At 60.4% G+C, this 14,235-nt stretch carries 9 protein-coding genes; 4 read left to right on the forward strand and 5 right to left on the reverse strand.

Going from position 1 to position 14,235, the window contains the following annotated elements; all coding sequences use genetic code 11:
* Positions 1-5: 5 nt before the first annotated feature.
* From CIC07_RS23420 to cls, 3 genes are all read right to left on the reverse strand, one after another.
* A complete protein-coding gene (locus CIC07_RS23420; RefSeq protein WP_083688215.1) occupies positions 6-2,093 on the reverse strand; it encodes an ATP-binding protein in 2,088 nt (695 codons plus the stop codon).
* Positions 2,094-2,106: 13 nt separating this feature from the next.
* Positions 2,107-3,165: a cobalamin B12-binding domain-containing protein gene (locus CIC07_RS23425; RefSeq protein WP_076357688.1), complete on the reverse strand. Its 1,059-nt coding sequence runs from the start codon at positions 3,163-3,165 to the stop codon at positions 2,107-2,109.
* A 101-nt stretch (positions 3,166-3,266) separates the two neighbouring features.
* Entirely contained in the window at positions 3,267-4,712 is a 1,446-nt protein-coding gene (gene cls / locus CIC07_RS23430) for a cardiolipin synthase (protein ID WP_076357686.1), read from the reverse strand.
* A 304-nt stretch (positions 4,713-5,016) separates the two neighbouring features.
* On the opposite strand from cls, the gene rpiA reads away from it, so the two are divergent.
* Both rpiA and CIC07_RS23440 read left to right on the forward strand, forming a co-directional pair.
* Positions 5,017-5,697, forward strand: coding sequence for a ribose 5-phosphate isomerase A (gene rpiA / locus CIC07_RS23435; RefSeq protein ID WP_076358027.1), 681 nt, complete (start codon positions 5,017-5,019; stop codon positions 5,695-5,697).
* A 9-nt stretch (positions 5,698-5,706) separates the two neighbouring features.
* Positions 5,707-6,882, forward strand: a complete 1,176-nt coding sequence (locus CIC07_RS23440) for an undecaprenyldiphospho-muramoylpentapeptide beta-N-acetylglucosaminyltransferase (protein WP_083688213.1) — start codon at positions 5,707-5,709, stop codon at positions 6,880-6,882.
* Positions 6,883-7,015: 133 nt separating this feature from the next.
* On the opposite strand, the gene CIC07_RS23445 is transcribed toward CIC07_RS23440, so the two are convergent.
* A complete protein-coding gene (locus CIC07_RS23445) occupies positions 7,016-7,513 on the reverse strand; it encodes a hypothetical protein (protein ID WP_076357684.1) in 498 nt (165 codons plus the stop codon).
* 740 nt (positions 7,514-8,253) lie between these two features.
* Between CIC07_RS23445 and CIC07_RS23450 the strand changes: the two genes are divergently transcribed.
* Together CIC07_RS23450 and CIC07_RS23455 are read left to right on the forward strand one after the other, a co-directional pair.
* On the forward strand, positions 8,254-9,207 hold the full coding sequence (locus CIC07_RS23450; protein ID WP_076357680.1) for an L-lactate dehydrogenase: 954 nt from the start codon (positions 8,254-8,256) through the stop codon (positions 9,205-9,207).
* 133 nt (positions 9,208-9,340) lie between these two features.
* Complete coding sequence (locus CIC07_RS23455) at positions 9,341-10,651, forward strand: deoxyguanosinetriphosphate triphosphohydrolase family protein (RefSeq protein WP_076357678.1); 1,311 nt, start codon at positions 9,341-9,343, stop codon at positions 10,649-10,651.
* 1,155 nt (positions 10,652-11,806) lie between these two features.
* Here the strand turns inward: CIC07_RS23455 and CIC07_RS23460 are convergent.
* Positions 11,807-14,059, reverse strand: coding sequence for an MMPL family transporter (locus tag CIC07_RS23460; RefSeq protein WP_076357676.1), 2,253 nt, complete (start codon positions 14,057-14,059; stop codon positions 11,807-11,809).
* Between the last annotated feature and the right edge of the window lie 176 nt (positions 14,060-14,235).

The following is a 14,235-nucleotide window of genomic DNA, read 5'->3' on the forward strand; positions in this document are numbered from 1 at the left end:
GAAAATCAGGCTTCGAGCAGCTCCCGGATCTCCCGGCAGGAAGCCTCCAGCAGCCCTTCAAGGCGCTCCGCCTCATGTCCGTAGCTGCCGGCGGAATATCTCGCCTTCTGCTCCAGATCGCCGGCAAGGCGGGCCAGCGCGACAAAGCCGATGCTCAGGGAAGCGGATTTGATATGGTGGGACAGGAGCTCCACCTGCTCATGGTCTTCTTCGGCGGCAGCGCGCCTCAGCTGCTCGACCTTGGCGGGTGTGTCCTGCTCGAACAGAAGCACAAGCTCCAGCAGCATGCCGACATCGTCGCCGCTCCACGGAAGAGGAGCGATGTCGGCCAGAGTGTCCATGCTGACGAGCTTCGGTTCGTCCAGCGCCGCGCTCGGCGCGGCGAGCGGGCGATGTCCCATCGCGTCGGGCAGCCAGCGGAGCAGAATGCCCGCCAGCTTCTCCAGCGTCACCGGCTTGGCCAGGTAATCGTTCATTCCTGCGCTGATCGAGCGGTCGCGGTCGCCGATCATGGCGTTCGCCGTGAGCGCGATGATCGGCACGGCCTCCATCTCCTCGCGGGCTTCGAGCTTGCGGATTCGGCCTGCCGCCTGGAAGCCGTCCAGCAGCGGCATCTGGTTGTCCATGAGAATGAGGCGCGGTTCATGCTTCTTCCACAGCTCGACCGCTTCCTCGCCGTTGCCAGCCGCAATGACGTTGCTGAAGCCGAGCTTGCGCAGCTGCAGCATCGTCACATGCTGATTGACCGGATTGTCCTCCGCCAGCAGGATTACGGTCGCGGCGTCCTTGCCGGCCAGCCCGTCGACGGCCGTCGGCCGTCCCGCCGACTCCGCAGAGCCGCGCTGCTGCTCCTGCTGCTGGAGCTCGACCTCGATCCAGAACTCCGAGCCTTCGCCCAGACGGCTGTCGACCCCGATCTGGCCTCCCATCATCTCGACGAGATGCTTCGTAATCGATAGGCCGAGGCCCGTGCTGGAGAACTTGTTCGTCAGGGAGCTGTCGACCTGGTAGAAGGGCGTGAACAGCCTCTTGGCATTCTCCTCCGATATGCCGATTCCGGTATCCCGGATCTCGATGCGGATCTTCTGGCGCCCGCCGCTGCGGGAAAGCAGGTAGAGACGCACCTCGATCTCCCCGTCCTGGGTGAACTTGACGGCATTGCCCACGAGATTGATCAGCACCTGCCGGAAACGGCCGGCGTCCCCGACGACAGGCGTATGGATGCGGGGATCGATATAACATCGCAGGGAGTCCTTTTGCATCTGGGCTCTGGATTGCAGCAGCTGCATCGTGTGCTCCAGCGCGGCGCGCAGGTCGAACGGCGCCGCTTCGAGCTTCATCTCTCCCGCCTCGATCTTGGACAGATCGAGGATGTCGTTGATGATCGTGAGCAGCAGCTGGCCGGAGTCCATGATGATGGATACCGACTCCCTCTGCTGCCCGGACAGCTCCGACTGGGATAAAAGCTCGCTCATGGCGATGATTCCGTTCATCGGAGAGCGGATCTCATGGCTCATCGTAGCCAGGAACACGCTCTTCGAGCGGTCGGCGTTCTCGGCGTTCTCCTTGGCCAGCTTGAGCTCGATGTTCGTTTTGGCCAGCTGCCGCTGCAGGGAGACGAGCTCATTGTTCAGGGAGGAGAACTCGTCGAACGTTCTCATCTCCTGCTCCATCTTCTCCACGATCTGATTGGAGAGCTTCTTGATCGTGTCTCGAAGCGTCACCATCTGCTGGTTGTTGATCTTCATCAGCTCGTCGTAAAAAAACGAATACCCCGGGTTGTACGTGGAGCCGACGACGAGCAGATGGTCGTCGAACACGCCCCCGTTGAAATAAAAAAGAACCGGCCTGTCTTCCAGGGTCAGGTTCAATTCCCAATTGAAAATCGCCTTTTCCTGGTCAAGCCGGTTGAGAAAGTCGTGAAATTTGAGAGCGTTCATTTCGTCCATCACGGAAAACACATGGCCGCCCCCGCTCAAGCGAGCGGAAATGCCAAAGTCGTCTCTGATAATGGTGGAAATACGTCCTGTGCGGCTGCAGAGAAGGGAGATGACCTTCTGGTCCGTCTTCGGAGCCGCATTGATGCTGTCCATGAATTCACCGCCTTCACCGTTTCGTCAGCTCTCCCGCCTTGCGCACGGATTCCTCCGCGTCGCGTCCATGTCCGTCCGCGCCTACTTTCTCCCATAATTCAGGGTCGATATTGAATGGAAACCCTCCGACGAGGATTCGGACCCGGTCGCATTCCGGATCGCGCCGCACCTCGGCGATCAGCTCTTTGACCAGCCCGACGTGATAGGTCATCGTGCAGGAGATGGCCAGCACATCGGCTCCGTACTCCTTGAGGGAGCGGACCAGAGGCCCGATCGGCATGTTGGCGCCGACGTAGTACGTGTCCCATCCGTTCAGCTCGAAGATGTCCGTCACCATGCGCAGGCCGATCTCGTGCAGCTCTCCGCCGACACAGGCCGCGACCAGTTTCTTGCCCTTGCGGGAGTGATTGAACAGATAGGGAAACAATTGCGACATGATCAGCTGGGTGGCGGCGCTGCAGTAATGCTCCTGCGCAACCGTCAGCCGGCCGAGCTGCCACAGCCTTCCGATCTCGTATTGCGATTTCTGGAATATCTCCAGGTAGATCGTCTGCAGCGGCATCCCGCCGTCGGCAAGCCCCATGATGAGGCGGCTGGCCCCGCTCCGGTCTCCTTGCAAAAGCATGGACAAGTACGCCCGCGCCTCGTCGGCTGCGGCGCTGCTGTCCAGATGGGAGACCGTCAGCTCCGCATCGGTGTCCAGCTGCCTCAGGGCAGCATCGATATAGGGAGAGACGAGCTCGTAGTCGCGCTCCTCCAGATGTTTGCCCAGGACATACTGAAGACAAAGAATATTGATGTACAGGTCCTCCGTGGAAACCTTGTATTGAATCAGCAGCACCCGAAGCCAGGTCATGTAGCTGGAGAACAGCAGCGGACTTTGGAGGCTCACGCTTTCGACCAGATACTTCAGACTGTAGCGGGTGTCCTCGAGCGTCTTCTCGTGGCCGATCCGGCCAAAGCGCTCCGCCAGACCGGGCTGCCTCTCGTACTGAAGCCTGACGATTTCCTCCGCCAAAAAGCTCTCGCCATCGAGGATGGCTCTGCTCGCTTGCGCAGCGTCAACGGACATCGGTCATCACTCTCCTTGGGTATGGATAGGGTCGGAGCGGCGGGCCAACGACCTCTAGTATACCACACTCGGCTGGATGGCCTTTTCAGAGCACCCAGTTTCTACAAAATGGGAGAGAGCAGCCGGCTGACCGACTCCTTGAATTTGTGCCAGGCGGAGCGGGAATCGTAGTCTTCAAGGGAGAGCTCCTTGCAGTGCAGCAGATCGTCCTGGAAAATGCGCTGAAGCCGCTGCGCCGTCGCGGAATCATAGATGAAGGCGTTGACCTCGAAGTTCAGCTTGAAGCTGCGGATATCGATGTTGGCCGTGCCGACAGAGGCGATATTGCCGTCTACGACAAGGGTTTTGGCATGCAGGAAGCCGTTGCCGTACTGATAGCATTTCACTCCGGCGGACAGCAGCTCCCCGAAGTAGGAATGCGACGCCCAGTAGACGAAGAAGTGGTCCGGCTTGTTCGGCAGCATGACCTTGACGTCCACGCCGGAGATCGCGGCCATCTTGAGGGCGTTGAGCAGGCTGTCGTCCGGAACGAAATACGGAGTCTGAAGCATGACCGATATCTTCGCCGCGTTGATCATCTTGATGTAGCCGTTCTTGATATGCTGCCACTCCGAATCCGGTCCGCTGGAGACGATCTGCATCCCCACGGAGCCGCCCGATGCCGGGGCCGGATAATAGCGGGCATCCGTCATGAAGGGCTTGGAGGAAGCGAGGCTCCAGTCCAGCAGGAACCGGCCTTGCAGCTGGGCGACGACGCTGCCTTCCAGGCGCAGATGGGTATCCCGCCAGAAGCCGAATTTCTTCACCTTGCCGACATACTCGTCGCCGATGTTGAAGCCGCCGATGTAGCCGATCTTGCCGTCGATGACGACAATCTTCCGGTGGTTGCGGTAGTTCAGCCTCGGATTGATGAAGAAGATGCGGGACGGGAAAAACGCTCCGACCTGCCCTCCGGCCTTCACAAGCATGCGGAGGTATTTCTTGTTGAGGCGGATGCTCCCGATATCGTCGTAGATCAGCCTTACCTCCACCCCCTGCTCGGCCTTGCGGATGAGCGTGTGGAGGATGCGCTTGCCGAGCTTGTCGGCCCGGATGATGTAATACATCAGATGGATATGCTCCTGCGCCGCTTCCAAGTCCCGCAGCAGGGCATCGAATTTGGTCTCGCCGTCCGTGAACACCTCGACCTCGTTGTCCTGCGTGTACAGCGAATCGCTCGACACCAGGTTCATGTAGATCATGTCCTGGTAATACGTCATGAGCGGGTCATTGAACGAATAAAGCCCGTTCTCGACGATCCGCTGCTGCGTCTTGAGCCTCTGGCGGGCCGCTTTCAGCTGGCTCAGCTTGAACTTGTAGATTTTGCGGCGGCTGAGGTTCTGTCCGAGGAGCAGGTACAGGACGAATCCGACACCCGGCAGGAAATAGAGAATCATCAGCCAAGCCCATGTGGCCGCGATATTGCGCCGCTCCAGGAAGATGACGGTGACGGCCAGAATCAGGTTGAGAATATAAAATACGGAGTAGGCTTGCTGAAAATAATGCAACTCGGCACCTGCCCATCTATGAAATCGCTTTGCTTGTCAGCTTCAGTATACCAGACTTTCCGCATCCTTTTTCCATTGATTAGGGCGATCTCCATGCAAGGTCCGCCTTTCATTGACAACGCGGGGCATACGGTCTATTGTGCGGAGAAGAGCACAAGCGTCTCCCCCGCCGCCCTTGCCGGGGCGGCGGATGTCGGCGCCGGACAGGCTGGAGCCGTATCCGGGAGCGCGGGGGATGGCGATTTTAAGCCAGCGAATATGAAAACGATGCCGCAGGCGGCATCCAGCCATGGGAGGCAGGATCATGAACCACAAGCAGGCGGCCGGGGAAAAAGCGGCCGGGGAAGTAAACAGCGGGATGAAGGTCGGGCTCGGCACGGGCTCGACCGTCTATTACACGATCATGGAGCTCGGACGACGCGTCAAGGACGAGGGCCTGGAGATCGTCGGCGTGCCGACCTCCGAGGCGACGGACAAGCTCGCCCGCGAGCTCGGCATTCCGCTCGGCGAGCTGTCCGAGCTTGAGCCGCTCGACCTGACGATCGACGGCGCCGATGAGGTGAACGGAGCGCTAGATCTCATCAAGGGCGGGGGCGGAGCCCATTTCCGCGAGAAGATGGTGGCGGCCGCCTCCAAGAGGCTCGTCATCGTCGCCGACGAGTCCAAGATCGTACCGGAGCTCGGACCTTTCCGGCTGCCCGTGGAGGTCGTGCCCTACGGCTGGAAGTCCACCTGGAAGCGCGTCGAGGATGCCGGCTGCTCGGCCGTGCGCCGGGAACGAGATGGCGAGCCCGTCCTGACGGACAACGGCAACTACATTCTGGACTGCGACTTCGGCGACATCACGGATCCCGGCGCCCTGGACGGCAAGCTGAAAAGCCTGCTCGGCGTCGTCGAGACCGGCCTTTTCGTCGGCATGGCGGATTCGGTCTATGCAGCCGGTCCGGACGGCGTCCGCGTTCTTCGTCGCGGAACGCCGGCATAAGGATTTCCTATGAAGATCATTATTGACAACGATGCCCGCACCTCTGCGAAACCGGCGTCCGACACGGCGGAAAAGCGTTCGAAGCCGCTCCGGACAGCGCTCTCCGGCAAAAAGATCGTACTCACCGGCGGCGGCTCCACCGGCCATGTCAGCGTCAATCTCGCGCTCATTCCAGGCCTGCTCGCAGACGGCTGGAAGATCGATTATATCGGATCCGCATCCGGAATCGAGCGGGAGCTGATCGAGCCGCTGGACGGCGTCGCCTACCATGCCGTCTCCACCGGCAAGCTGCGCCGCTACATCGACATGAAGAACATGACGGATGCCTTCCGGGTCGTCAAAGGCCTCGCCCAGGCCGCCGCGCTGCTGCGCAGGCTGCGCCCGGACATCGTCTTCTCCAAGGGCGGGTTCGTCTCCGTCCCCGTCGTCATCGGCGCGAAGCTGAACCGGATTCCCGTCATCATCCACGAATCCGACGTCACTCCGGGGCTTGCGAACCGGATCGCGATGCCGTTCGCCTCGGCGGTCTGCACGACCTTTCCGGAGACGGCGGCCTATATCCGCAAAGGCCCGGAAATCCTGCAGGCCGGAGCTCTCGTCCGTCCGGAGCTGCTCCAGGGCGACGCCGCCCGGGGCAGGCGGCTATGCGGCTTTTCCGCCGGCAAGCCGGTGCTGCTCATCATGGGCGGCAGCCTGGGCTCCAGACGCATCAACGAAGCCGTCCGGGAGGCATTGCCGCAACTGCTGAAGCCGTACCAGGTGGTGCATCTATGCGGCAAAGGACAGCTGCCTGAGGACAGCCCTGTGAATGACGGAGCGGGCTACCGGGCATTCGAGTATTTGTCGGAGGAGCTTCCGGATGTGCTGGCGATGGCGGATCTCGTCCTCTCCCGCGCCGGCTCCAACGCGATCTTCGAGCTGCTGGCGCTGCGGAAGCCGATGCTTCTGGTTCCGCTGACGCTCGCCCAAAGCCGGGGCGACCAGCTGCGCAACGCCGCGTCCTTCGAGCAGGCGGGCCTGTGCCGGGTGCTGCAGGAGGAGAAGCTCAACAGGGCATCCCTGCTGGAGCATCTGTCCGTCCTGGAAGAGCAAAAGGCGGATTACCGCGGGCGGATGGCCGACGCCGCTCCGGCCGACCCTTTGCCGCTCCTTCGCCGCCTCATCGACCAAAAAGCGCGGAAATAGGCCTCGTCCAGAGCGCGGCCGGCCATTCTTGCTGCCAGTCGGCTTAATGAGCCCGAATTCGGATGAACCAGCTCCTGATACTCAAATTTCAAAACCTCAAGCGCAGCCCTTGTACGGGCTGGCGCTTGAGGTTTTATTCGTACATGCGGCCGACAAATGGAGTCAATTCAAGGAAAAGCTCCGTGACTTTCCCATTCACAAGGAATGAATTCGCAAAGTTGTCGTTTCCTTTTCTGACAGTCAATTGGCCAGTAGAAGTAAGATGATAGTCCAAAATCTTATCCTTATCGGAAACCAATAAGACTCTCATTTCAAGGCGATCCGTTGAGTTTGATCCGACGCCTCCCCAATGAGGAAACAGCCGCATTATTCTTTTATCCTCTAGTATATTCAAAAGATCATTCATTTTATTTTTGTCTGTAATCAACACGGACTTGTCTTCGCTCCTTTCAAGCCCTGCCTTGATATCGCTCAAAACAATCGTCACGCTCTTTATTTTTTCTTTCTCATAATAGGCATCGACATAATTGCAGCTTCTGAAAATAAGACCCAACAATAAAACAACGATCACGGACAGTGCAATCATTAAATTGTTCTGCTTGCGCGACCGAGGTGCATCAGCATCATCCATAGCAATATCCTCCACTATCCTGCGCGTATCCTCCGTTTATCCGTATTCGGTGAACATGCGTCTCGCCTGGCACCGTTACGATTCCGTACGAGTGGCCGCCGGCTCGAACGCTCCCATGCTGCCGGTTCCGATCAACTGGCGGCGGCAGGCTTTCTTCAGCTCTCTTCGAGACTTTTGCATACGCTATGAATGGCGAATAAGAGCAGCCCGGCGCCAAGCGAGAACTGGAAGATGCCGTCACGCTGCTGCTCGCTCGAAAGCCGGAATAGGCCACCACCATCAGCCCGTATAGAAACCCCACCATGCATCTCTCCCCCTTCGGCATCCTGCTGTAACGATCTGTCGGGCTTTTTGCCCGTCAGCAAGGTTCGACAAAGCCCTCTCCTTTCTAAGTAAACGTCCTTAAAACCGTTTGGTTGTTTTTCTGCGCCAGATTTTTTCCTTTTAAGGAAATCCGGACGATTTCAATCGCAGGCAGGCATGTTGATCCGCCTTTTGCCGGCGGGCCAGCCGATCGGATTCGGGACTTCCGTCAAAATGGAATCGTTGCGGGAAGGGCAAAATATACGTTGAAAGGAAGGCGCTGGAGCTCCCGAAGCAAAAGCTCATTCCCGGAAAAGAATATCGGCCGCTTTAACGTGTTAATTTTTCTGACATATCATTGACACGACAACCGGGTATCCATCATATTGTGATTCATAGCGGTTATCGTTCTGAGGCAAGCGGGAGGAGCGGCGGGTATGGTCAACAAGCTCAGGAAAGCAGCCATCGTCGGAGTGGGCCATGTAGGGGCGAGCTGCGCGTATGCGATGGTGAATCAGGCGGTATGCGACGAAATCATGCTGATCGGCCGAAACCCGAAGCGGACGCGGGCCCAGGCGCTCGACCTGTCCCACTGCGTGGACTTCAGCCATTCGCGGACCAAGGTGTATGACGGCGCCTACGAGCAATGCGGCGATATGGATATCGTCCTCCTGTGCGCAGGGGGCAATCCGATCCCGGGCGGAACCCGTCTCGACCTGCTCGAATCCGCCTATGAGCTGCATGCGGACATCATCGGCAAAATCATGCGGAGCGGCTTCGACGGCATCTTTATCGCCGCCACCAATCCGGTCGACATCGTCACCTATATCGTCTGGAAGCTGTCCGGCCTGCCGCGGGAGCGGATCATCGGCAGCGGCACGTCCATCGACACGGCCAGGTTCAAGACGCTGCTCTCCGAGGACCTGCCGGTCGATCCTCGAAGCGTGCAGGGGTACATCATGGGGGAGCACGGCGAATCGCAGTTCCCGGTATGGTCGCATGTCACGGTCGGCGGCAAGCCGCTGGCCGATATCATCGGCCAGCACCCCGGCCGCTTCGGCCATATGGACATGGAGGAAATCGCCCTGCGCACGCGCAATGCGGGATGGGAAATCCTGCACGGCAAGGGCTCCACGCATTACGGCATCGCGGCGGCCCTCACCTCGATCGCCCGTTCCGTGCTCAACAACGACCACCGCATCATGGCGGTATCGGCCGTGCTGGACGGCGAATACGGGCAGCGGGATATCGGCATCGGCGTACCGGCCATACTGAACCGGAGCGGCATCCAGGAAGTGCTGGAGCTTCGGCTCAGCGCCCAGGAGCAGGAACGCTTCGAGCGCTCCTGCGCCATCATCCGGGCCGCCATGGAAACACTGCCTCCCTGGTAGGAACAAGTTGCCGGGATGCCCCTACCTTCCTCCGCTTCCGCTATGCTACAATTTTCGAAATACCGCATTCAGCACGCGGGATTCGGCCAGCGCCGAATCCCGCTGGACATGGCAGCCAAGGGGGAGCATGAGCATGGATATCAGGCATATGAGGCTGGACGAACCGGCCCCGGCCACCTTCAGCGAAGAAAGGGAAGAATACGAGCGCGACTACGCCCGCCTCATCCAATCCCCGGCGTTTCGCCGTCTGCAAGGGAAATCGCAGGTATTCGGCGCCGGCTCCGGGGACTACTACCGGACACGCCTGACCCATTCCCTGGAGGTGTCCCAGATTGCCCGCGAAGCCGCGCGCCGGCTGGCCAAGCACTACCCCTTCGTCGAACGGGGAGAGCATCCCGGACTCGTCGTCAGTCCCGCCGTCGTGGAATGCGCGGCATTGGCCCACGATCTGGGGCACCCGCCTTTCGGCCATCGGGGAGAAGAAGTGCTCAATCGCCTGCTGCAGGAGCAGTACGGAATGAACTATGAAGGCAATGCCCAGAACTTCCGCATTCTCATGTTCCTGGAGAAGCGCGCCGGCAGCGGCAGCGGGCTCGACCTGACCGCTGCGGTGCTGCTTGCCGTCAACAAATATCCGTTCTGCCTCGACGAGCCCGGCCGGCTCAAGGGAGTGTACGCTCCGGAATGGGAAATCATTTCCGAGCTGCGCCGCAAGTGGGACATGCCGACAGGCGAGACGACGCTTGAGACGCAGCTGATGGATCTGTGCGACGATATCGCCTACTCCACCCATGATATCGAGGACGGCATCCGCGCAGGCAAAATCGGCATGAACCGGACCTTCTTCGAAAACGAACGGCTCCACGAGCATCTCGTCCAGGAGATCGCCCATGACGAAGGGAATCGGGGCTTTCGCTGGGATGAAGTGGACATCCCCGGCATGGTTCGCCGGGTGCTGGACGATTTCCTGGCCCAATGGGAGGAAATCTACCGATCCACCGGCCGCGAGTCCTCGCGCACGCGCAGGGAGATCAAGGCCAGATGGGTCAGCACCTTTGCCGGCCGCATCGGCATCATCGACGACGGAGGCTGGAAGCGCGTCACCTTCGTCCGCGACGGCGGGCAGGATCTTGACCTGCTCCGCACAATGGAGATCCTGAAGAAGCTGGCCTGGGTAACGCTCGTCAAGGACTTCCGCGTCCAGCGGCTGCAGCTGCGCAGCGAAATCATGGTCCAGCGGTTATGGGAAAGCTTTGTCCACCCTGACATGGGCCGCTTGATCATCCCTCCCGACTGGCTTGAGAACTATGAGCGCCACTCGGGCAAATGGAGCTGGCCTCGCTTCATAGCCGATTATATATCGGGCATGACGGACGCTTATGCCGAAAAGGTGTACGCCGAGCTGTTCGCCAGCAAGTCCGGCTCCATCTATGAGATGGATTGACCGGCACAGCTGGCCGCGAGTTCGACATGGTCGGTCGTGAGCGCGGGCGTGGCGGGTTTCTCTGCCTCGCTTTCTGAGCGCGGGTCCGATTTTCAAAACCAAACTCCTAGCTGGGACGCAGGTGGCATACGACTCCCGGCTCCCGCTCGACCAGCTGGGTGAACATAGAACTCCAACTACCTGCGTGAACATAGTACATCCAACTACCTGCGTGAACATAGAACTCCAGCTACCTGCGTGAACATAGAACTCCAGCTACCTGCGTGAACATAGAACATCCAACTACCTGCGTGAACATAGAACTCCAACAAACTAGTTGCTCGTAGAATGTCCAGGTATCTTGCTGGCGACCACCTGGCTTTCAACCAATCCAATTCGGCTTTCGCTCCTGCTCGCAAGTCGATCTTCAATGCCGATCCTGGCCGCGCCGAGCTCTGGCTGCGCGTAAGCCCCGACTATACAAAGGCCGGGCATGGCTATCGGACATCAGATCCGTTATTTGCTCGAATTTAGCCGATTCTCGGATTTATCGGACATCAGATCCGTTATTTGCTCGAAATTCGCTCCATAAAGCGATAAATGGCCGAAATAGCGGATCCTATGTCCGATAAAAAAGCAAAAGACCTCTTTGCAGGCAAATAACGGATCCTATGTCCGATACTTGCAGGCAAGAGGTCTTTTGTCTTGTCGGCGGCATGCATCTGCGGGTCTACCTCAACAAAACCGGTAAAATAAGCGACGCCATAGTACATGGGTGGCCCTCGGCGGCATTCCCTCGCCTAAGGCGATGTCCGCCATGGCCGGTCTCGGCGGTTCGGAGAGCGGACAAATCGCTTCCGGTCTCTCCCCTGCCAGCTTCGGCTGCCATTCCTTCACCTTCGCTCCGCTGCTCCGGCTGCCTGGCTCCCACCGCTGTTCAGTCTGCCCTCCGGCTAACCCTGCCGCTTCGCTTCAGCTTCGCTCCACCGCTCCAACTGCCGGCTCCCACCGCTTTCAGCCCGGCCTCTGGCTAACCTTGCCGCTTCGCTTCAGCTTCGGCTCTCCTGCCTTCAGCTCCGGCAGCCTGGCTCCCACCGCCATAGCCTCGCTTCGGCTCCCCTGCCTTCAGCCTCGCCTTCAGACTGCCCTCCGGCTGCTCCGGCACTTTTGCTTCGGCTAACCCTGCTGCTTCGCTTCGGCCGCTCCGGCTTCCGGAACCTGCTCCGCAGCGGTCCGGTGCAAGCCCGAAGGCCAGAACGCCCAGCGTCCCAGTAGCGCCGTCAGAGCAGGAACGAGGAACGGCCTTACGATGAACGTATCGAGCAGGACGCCCAGCGCCGTAATCAAGCCGAACTGGAGGAGAACTTGGATCGGCAGCGTTGCCAGCACGGCGAACGTGCCGGCAAGAATGAGCCCGGCGGACGTAATGACCGGACCGCTCTCATTTACGCCCTCGGATATGGCCTGGCGGAGCGGCATATGCCGCCTCTTTTTCCAGATGCCCGACACCATGAAGATATTGTAGTCCTCGCCCAGCGCGACCAGGAACACGAACGCATAGAGCGGGATGGCGCCTTGTATCGCGTCGATCCCGATCGCCTGCAGGACGAGCCACCCGAGGCCGAGGGCGGAGAAGTAGCTGAGAATGACGGTTCCGATCAGGTACAGCATCGCGGTTGCCGAACGCAGGTAAAGCAGCAGCAGCAGCGCGATGAGGCCGATGACGACGGGAATGATCAGCCTCGTATCCGAGGCTTGCGTCGCCCGGGTGTCGTATTGGACCGCGGTCTGTCCGGCGATCCAGACATGGCCTGCCGGATCGGCGGCTCCCGCGCCGGCGAGAGCGCCTTCGGCCAGCCTCCTCATCTCCGGAATCCGGTCCATCGCTTCGAGGGAATACGGGTTGAGGCTCAGCTCCACCGTCCAAGCGCGGATATCGGGATCGACAGCCCCCTGCTGCGGCTGGGACACCGAGGCTACGTAAGGCTGGCTCCTCAGCTCATCCGCGAAGCCGTCCATGTCTCCCCGGCCTTCCGTGTCCGCGATGATGGTCACGGGAGCCAGCTTCCCTTCGGAAAACTGTTCGCCGATGAGGCGGAAGCCTTCTCTCGATTCCATATCGGACGGGAACGAGGATAGGATGTCGTACGTGAACTTCACCTGGGAGCTGACGGCCGCCAGAGACCCGAGCAGCAGCAGGGAGATCCCGGCCACTTTCCATGGATGCCGGACGACGAGACGCCCGGTGAGTCCGGAGCGCCGGCTGCTCCGCGGTGCGGGCGCGGGCTTGCCCCTGCGGGCCGCCCGCTCCGCCGCCATCGCCGGCGTCCGCGGCACGAACGGCCAGAAGGAGCCGCGGCCGAGAATCGCGAGCAGCGCGGGGACAAGCGTCAGGCTGGCCAGCGCCATGACGAGAATCGACAGGCTGAACGGCACGGCGAACCGGTGAACGCCGCCGAACCGGGCAAGCAGCAGCGTCAGCAGCGCGATGACGACCGTCAGCCCGCTCATCGCGATTGCCCCGCCCGCGTCGGTTACGGCCCTGCGCAGCGCGGCCGCCTTGCTCTCCTCTTCCGTCAGCAGATGGCGGTAGCGGCTGATCAGGAACAGGCAGTAATCGGTCCCTGCGCCGAACAGCAGCACCGTCATGATGGAGACGGCTTGCGAGTCGACATCGATCCAGCCTTGCGAGGCCATATACCCGAGGATCGGTCCTGTCACTCCGTAGGCGAAGCCGACAGCCAGCAGAGGGATGAGCGCCAGCACGGGGGAACGGTAGATGACGAGCAGGAAGACGAGCACCAGCAGCACCGTGGCGATCAGCAGCGAGACATCGGCGCTGCTGAACAAGGCGGTCGCATCGACCGCGATGCCCGCAGGCCCGGTCAGCCTGGCGCTCGGCGCCGGGGAGTCCGCGGCCGAGTAGGATGCCGCGAATACGTCTCCGCCTCCGGCCAGCGCGTTGATCCGCTCCCGCAGCTCCTGCGTGCCTTCCTTGAGCTCAGGCGTGCCGGCCTCAGGCTTGAACGTAACGGCCCAGACGAGCGTGCTGCCGTCCTGCGACAGCTGCGCCTTCAAGGCCGTCGCCGGCAGCTTGTCGAGCGGCACAGCCGCCTGCTGATGGGCGACCGGCCGAGCCGACACATCCGCCGCCGCTTGCCGGATCAGCTCGAGATCCGCCTCGCGGAGTCCCCCTTCCCGGTGCCAGACGATCAGCGCCGGCGTTCCGTCATTCGACGCGAACTCCCGGCTGAGCACCTCCTCCGCCTGCACGGAGGCGACATGCTTGCCGAAGTTGGGCGCGTTCTCGTCGACCTCGCTCCTTACGCCGGGAAGAAGCATGCTGAGCAGAGCGGCCATCACGATCCATGCCGCCAGCGTCAGCCACTTGCTCCGCCGGCCGGCGACAGCTTCCATCCATCCGTTCATCAGCGTCATCCTTTCGGTTCTGCATTCCGCCCCCGGTATGACCCCGAGCACGAAATCATGATAAAATAAGCTAGCCCGACATGAAGCGCATTCCCAGGCAAGCAAGTCAACATCCAACGAAAATCCTGTTCCCATTATATATACCGTAGGGTTAATTTTCAACGGATTCCGATTTT

The organism is Paenibacillus sp. RUD330 (assembly GCF_002243345.2).
Classification (GTDB): domain Bacteria; phylum Bacillota; class Bacilli; order Paenibacillales; family Paenibacillaceae; genus Paenibacillus_O.

Bases quoted from the DNA above. Each gene is read 5' to 3' on its own strand.
- CIC07_RS23445 (WP_076357684.1), bottom strand. From the start codon at position 7,513: ATGGATGATGCTGATGCACCTCGGTCGCGCAAGCAGAACAATTTAATG.
- rpiA (WP_076358027.1), top strand. From the start codon at position 5,017: ATGAACCACAAGCAGGCGGCCGGGGAAAAAGCGGCCGGGGAAGTAAAC.
- CIC07_RS23420 (WP_083688215.1), bottom strand. From the start codon at position 2,093: ATGGACAGCATCAATGCGGCTCCGAAGACGGACCAGAAGGTCATCTCC.
- CIC07_RS23440 (WP_083688213.1), top strand. From the start codon at position 5,707: ATGAAGATCATTATTGACAACGATGCCCGCACCTCTGCGAAACCGGCG.
- CIC07_RS23425 (WP_076357688.1), bottom strand. From the start codon at position 3,165: ATGTCCGTTGACGCTGCGCAAGCGAGCAGAGCCATCCTCGATGGCGAG.
- CIC07_RS23450 (WP_076357680.1), top strand. From the start codon at position 8,254: ATGGTCAACAAGCTCAGGAAAGCAGCCATCGTCGGAGTGGGCCATGTA.
- CIC07_RS23460 (WP_076357676.1), bottom strand. From the start codon at position 14,059: ATGAACGGATGGATGGAAGCTGTCGCCGGCCGGCGGAGCAAGTGGCTG.
- CIC07_RS23455 (WP_076357678.1), top strand. From the start codon at position 9,341: ATGGATATCAGGCATATGAGGCTGGACGAACCGGCCCCGGCCACCTTC.